The 637-nt window shown below is 53.2% G+C and carries 1 protein-coding gene; it reads left to right on the top strand.

Annotated features, from left to right (window positions below):
* The coding region (locus ACZLZY_RS24910; protein WP_472936646.1) for a hypothetical protein at positions 1–215 on the top strand (215 nt) is incomplete at its 5' end.
* Between the last annotated feature and the right edge of the window lie 422 nt (positions 216–637).

Below are 637 nucleotides of genomic sequence, written 5' to 3'. Positions count from 1 at the left end.
CGGCCGTCGTCCAGTGCCGACGGGCGGACGCGATCAACTTCCCGGGCGGACCAGCACGGAAGGGCGACCGCCGAACAGTAAACACGCCAAAGGTAAAAGGAATGCATGGCATCATCGGCGCTGATTTTGAGGATGCGCTATGTGGGAAACCCGGTGAAGCAGTGCAGAACGGCGAGCAGAATATCTGCTTAGAGGCGGCCCCCGAGGATTGTTAATCGGCCGAGATGGGCGCAAAGCGGAAATCATTTATGTTGTCGCCACCAAGCCGAAAACCGACAAGTCGCTTCCGGATGCACAAAGCTAATAACTACCGTTAGCCGTGGTCCAAACGGCGAAGGTTCGCGCCGCATCCCAGTGGTTCGATTGACATTTATTGAAAATTTCTACGAGTCAGGGAGCCTAGCCTTTGTGGTTACGTGGTTTCGGTTGGCTAAGATCGCCGGTATTTCTGTTAACCAACCAGACAGGAATCAATCAGGTAAGTTTGGCGCAGCCGATCGGTAGCCGGGCATTTATCTCATTCTACTAGATAGTATTTTCCTTCTATCGATCGGAATGAGCGATGACGCTGCAGAATATGAGAATTTCACGGAAGCTGATGCTCGCTTTCGGCATACTGCTAGCGGGCGTTCTGGCG

The organism is Mesocryomonas lacus (assembly GCF_055730135.2).
The sequence above is the reverse complement of the archived record's forward strand: the minus strand, read 5'-3'. Positions and strand labels throughout refer to the sequence as shown.